Origin of the sequence: Patulibacter sp. (assembly GCF_030655195.1) — a bacterium.
GTDB lineage: Bacteria > Actinomycetota > Thermoleophilia > Solirubrobacterales > Solirubrobacteraceae > Patulibacter.
The window spans coordinates 1-4,578 of record NZ_JAURWA010000148.1; the positions used below are offsets into that span (position 1 = coordinate 1).

Here is a 4,578-nt window from a genome sequence, read left to right on the forward strand (position 1 = left end):
CGGGCGGGCGGGCGGGCGGGCGGCCGGGCGGGCGGGCGCGGGCGGCGCGGCTCGAACAGGTCGGTGCGTCGAGCGATCCCGCGCAGCTGCGACCGGGCCCCGGTCGTTTGGTCCGACCGGGGCCGGGGCACCGTGATCCCCATGCGCGCGACCCGGCTGACCGAGGACGGATCGACCCTGCTGCTGGTCTTCGAGACCGGCGACGAGGTGGTCGCCGCCATGACCGCCCACGTCCGCGAGCACGCCATCACGGCCGCCCGGTTCACCGCGGTGGGTGGCTTCTCGACCGCCGTCGTCGGGTGGCTGGACTGGGAGCGCAAGGACTACCGCCCCATCCCGATCGACGAGCAGACCGAGGTGCTGTCGCTCACCGGCGACGTGGCGCTGCAGGACGACGAGCCGGTCGTCCACGCCCACGTCGTCCTGGGCAAGGCCGACGGGACCGCGCACGGCGGCCACCTGCTCGAGGGCCACGTCCGGCCGACGGTCGAGCTGGTCCTCGACCTCTCCCCCGCCCACCTGCGCAAGCGGATCGACCCGGAGTCGCGTCAGGCGCTGATCGACCCGGGGCTGTCGGACGGGGCGTGAGCCACGTCAGGCGCTGATCGATGCGGGGCAGTCGGACGGGCGTGAGCCACGTCAGGCGCTGATCGACCCGGGGCTCTCGGACGGGGGGAGAGCCGCGTCAGACGCTGATGCCGGGACTGTCGGACGGGAGAGGGCCGCGGGCCCATGTGGACGCGGCCTGCGCCGGCGGACCGGCCGGCCACCCGGCCACCCGGCTTCTACAGCCCGACGGTCGCCAGACGCCCGACGATCTCGTCGGCGTAGCGCGTGTGGAAGCTCGGATCGAAGACGACGTCGAGGTCGAGGCCGGCGCAGCGCTCGTCCGCCGAGGCGAGCTCCTTCAGCGGGGTGCGGGTGTCCCAGGCGCGCTGGGCCAGCTCCTGCGCCGTGCGGTAGGCCTCGTCCCGGACGAGGCCGTTCGTCTCGATCAGCGCGAGCAGCAGGCGCTGCGAGAACAGGGCGCCCGAGGTCAGCTCCAGGTTCTCGAGCATCCGGTCCTCGTGGACGACGAGGCCCGAGACGACCCGGGTGGCGAGGGACTGCATGTAGTCCAGCGCGATCGTCGCGTCGGGCAGGATCACGCGCTCGGCGCCGGAGTGGCTGATGTCGCGCTCGTGCCACAGGGCGACGTTCTCGACGCCCGCCTGGGCGTAGCCGCGCAGAACGCGGGCGAGACCGGTGATGCGCTCGGTCGTGATCGGGTTGCGCTTGTGGGGCATCGCGGACGAGCCCTTCTGGCCCTTCTTGAACGGCTCCTCGGCCTCGCGCACCTCGGTCCGCTGCAGGTGGCGGATCTCGGTGGCCAGGCGCTCGAGGCCCGCGCCCGCGAGGCTGATCGCCTGCAGCAGCTCGGCGTGGCGGTCGCGCGGGATGACCTGCGTCGACATCTGCTCGGCCTGGAGGCCCAGCCGGGCGAGGACGCGCGCCTCGAACTCGGGTGACGTCGCGGCGTACGTGCCGACCGCGCCGGACAGCGCGCCGACGGCGACCTGCGCGAACGCGGCCTCGAGGCGCCTGGCGTTGCGGTCGGCCTCGAACGCGAAGCCGGCGAGCTTGATGCCGAACGTCGTCGGCTCCGCGTGCACGCCGTGGGTGCGCCCGACGCAGACGGTGTGGACGTGCTCGCGCGCCTTGGCGGCCAGCGTCTGCGCGACCTCGTGCGCTCCCGCGACCAGGATCTCGCCGGCCTTGCGGATCTGCAGCGCCAGGGCGGTGTCGAGCACGTCGGACGACGTCAGCCCGTAGTGGATCCAGCGGCCGCCGGGGCCCGCGTCGGCGGACAGCACGTCGACGAACGCGGCGACGTCGTGATCGGTGATCTTCTCGCGGTCGTGGACCGCCTGCGCGGTGAACGTCGCCTTGCGGATCGCGGCGAGGTCGTCCTCGGTCGGCCCGTCCATCTCCTCGCACGCGGCGACCTCGACCTCCCGCCACGACTCGAACTTCGCGTCGTCGGTCCAGACGGCACCGATCTCGGGGCGGGTGTAGCGCGGGATCATCGCGGCCGATTCTCGCGGATCGGTCGGCGGGGGTGCGGTGCGACGCAGGGTCGTGCCGTCGGGCGGCACGTTGCTGCGTCGGTCGGCGTGGCGCGGCGCGTGACGCAGGGTCGTGCCGTCGGGCGGCACATCGCTGCGTCGGTCCGCGTGGCGGCGCATCCTGCGGGACCCGTCACCCGCGACCGTGACTCGGCGCCGACTCACCTCTGCCGAGGCGTCGTCGGCTGCTTCGCGAGCCACCCGCGCGCTACCGCGGTCGCGAGGAGCTGCCTGCCCGAATCCGTCCTGCGCCCGATCAGCTGCCGGCGCGTGAATCGCAGTACGGCCCATCCGACGCCGGCGAGATCGTTGTCGCGAAAGCGGTCGGACTCCAGTGACGACGCGCGTTCGTGCGCCGACCGACCGTCGGCCTCCGCGCCGAGGCCGAAACCCGACCACCCGAGATCGAGGCGGTACAACGTTCCCGACAGGCCTCGCACCTCCAGCTGGCGCTCCGCCGGTGGAAGGGGGAGCGTCCGGACGAGTGCGTCGAGCTCGTCCTCGAGGGGGGTCTGACGAAGAGCCGCCTCCACGGTGCCCGGATCGACCCTCCGGACCCGAGCGGCGCCCGGGTGTCTCGGATGCGCGGTGACGGCCCGCAGCATCGCGCCCTCCCGGAGGAGACCGAGGAACTCGCCCTCGCGGATGAGCCGCTCCACGACGCGGTCACCTGCATCGGTCGCGACGTCCAGCACCGTCCGCGCCGGAGTCGTGGCGCGGAGTCCGTCGATCAGGCCGACGTCGTCAGGCGGCAGGTGTCGCGGCGTATGGATGACCAGCCCGGACGCCGCACGACCGCCGGATCCCGGGACCGTGACGTGCACTTCGGAGCGCCGCACCGTCGTCATGCCGTGAAGATGGGCTGCCGACCAGTGACTGAGCGCCGCGACCTGCGGATCCGTCGCGAGCACCGCCGCCCACCTCGCCGTCCCGTCGTCCCGGTGCGGACTGAGGGTGTATGCCTTCCGCCGGACAGGGAAGAGCCGGCCCGTCACCACCCGGTGCCGGATCCCTGACCGCGTCAGTCCGCACTCCAAGAGCTGCGCCGCCGTGACCACTCCTCCCTGCGCGCGGGCGAAGTGGGCGAGTCGAAGGTCGTCCACCCGCCGATCGTCCCGATCGATCCCATGCGTGTGTCAGCCGGAGCGTGCCGATGGAATGCCGGGATCGGCGCGGAACAGTTCGCCACCGGCGCACGACTCGAGGCCTGGCGCCGCGTGCGACGCAGGTTCGTGTCGTCGGGCGGCACTCCGCTGCGTCGGCCGGGACCGCGCCGCGTGCGACGCAGGTTCGTGCGGTCGGGCAGCACTCCGCTGCGTCGGCCGGCACCGCGCCGCGTGCGACGCAGGTTCGTGCCGGTGGGCGGCACATCGCTGCGTCAGTCGACGCCGCACCACCTGCGACGCAGGTTCGTGCCGCCGGGCAGCACATCGCTGCGTCGGACGGCACCGCACCACGCGGCGACCGCGACGCCCGCCCGCCCCACCCCGCCCTCAGCCCGCCAGCGCCTCCGCGCGCGCCGCGACGTCCGCCGAGCGCAGGAGGCCCGGACGGTCCGTCGTGATCGCGTCGACGCCGAGGCCGGTGACCCGGCGGGCGATCTCCAGCTCGTTGATCGTGCCGCTCGTGACGCTCAGGCCCCCGAGGCGGAGGTCCTCGACGAGGCGGGCGTGCAGGAGCTGGGGCTCGACGCAGACGCCGCCGACGCCGTGGCCGATCGCCCAGTCCAGCAGGGCGTCGACCGGCATGTCGGACCAGACGACGAGGCGGGCGTCCTCGCCGCGCGCCGCCGCGACCTCGCACGCGACGCGGTGGAAGGAGATGACCTCGACGCCGTGGCGCTCCGGCCGCTCCTGCAGCGCGTCGCAGACGGCCTCGGCGGTGCGGGCCGCCAGGTCGGGGTCGCCGTGGGCCTTGACCTCGAGCTGCAGCGGCAGGCCGTTGGGGATCTCGTCCCACAGGTCCTCGAGCACCATCGGCTGCTGGGCCGTCCGGACGCCGTGCCGATCGCGCAGGAACGAGGCGCCGATGGTCTCCCAGTCGGTCTCGTGCGCCCATCCCCTGGCGGTCGTCCCGAGCGAGAGCCAGGGATCGTGGATGACGGCGACACGGCCGTCGGCGGTCAGGCAGACGTCGGTCTCCAGACCGTCGACCGGGCCCGCCAGCGTCCGCTTCAGCGCCCGGCGGGACGAGTCCGGGCCCTTGTCGCGCCCGAAGCGATGGGCGTAGAGCGGCGGGAGTCCGACCATGCACCCAGCCTGCGCCCACGGAGCGCCGCGGATGTCACCGCCGCGTGACCACCCGGTGGCGTGGCTGTGAACGCCCCGCACGCAGGGACTTCGGGGCGGACCGAGGTCGGCCGACGTCGGTGCCGTCCGCACGCCCGGCCGCCCGTCGCCCGCCGACCGCCGACCGTCGCCACCGTCGCCCGCCGACCGCCGACCGCCGTCGCCCGCCGACCGCGCGCCCGGCC

Annotated in this window: 4 protein-coding genes and 1 pseudogene; 1 reads left to right on the forward strand and 4 read right to left on the reverse strand. The window is 74.3% G+C overall.

The annotated features are described in order from the left end of the window. Nucleotides 1-141 precede the first annotated feature (141 nt). Nucleotides 142-588, forward strand: coding sequence for a PPC domain-containing DNA-binding protein (locus Q7T67_RS16695; protein WP_304792238.1), 447 nt, complete (start codon nucleotides 142-144; stop codon nucleotides 586-588). Between the two features lie 197 nt (nucleotides 589-785). Here the strand turns inward: Q7T67_RS16695 and purB are convergent, their stop codons facing one another. The 4 genes and pseudogenes from purB to Q7T67_RS16710 form a co-directional block, all read right to left on the reverse strand. Further along, complete coding sequence (gene purB, locus Q7T67_RS16700; protein ID WP_304792241.1) at nucleotides 786-2,066, reverse strand: adenylosuccinate lyase; 1,281 nt, start codon at nucleotides 2,064-2,066, stop codon at nucleotides 786-788. A gap of 200 nt (nucleotides 2,067-2,266) precedes the next feature. Then, nucleotides 2,267-3,016 (reverse strand): hypothetical protein, encoded by a 750-nt coding sequence (locus Q7T67_RS16705; RefSeq protein WP_304792245.1) that lies wholly within the window; start codon nucleotides 3,014-3,016, stop codon nucleotides 2,267-2,269. A gap of 51 nt (nucleotides 3,017-3,067) precedes the next feature. Continuing rightward, nucleotides 3,068-3,208: pseudogene (locus Q7T67_RS21265) on the reverse strand (type IV toxin-antitoxin system AbiEi family antitoxin domain-containing protein); the annotation flags it as partial. Nucleotides 3,209-3,598: 390 nt separating this feature from the next. After that, nucleotides 3,599-4,354 (reverse strand): glycerophosphodiester phosphodiesterase, encoded by a 756-nt coding sequence (locus tag Q7T67_RS16710; RefSeq protein ID WP_304792248.1) that lies wholly within the window; start codon nucleotides 4,352-4,354, stop codon nucleotides 3,599-3,601. Nucleotides 4,355-4,578: the final 224 nt, after the last annotated feature.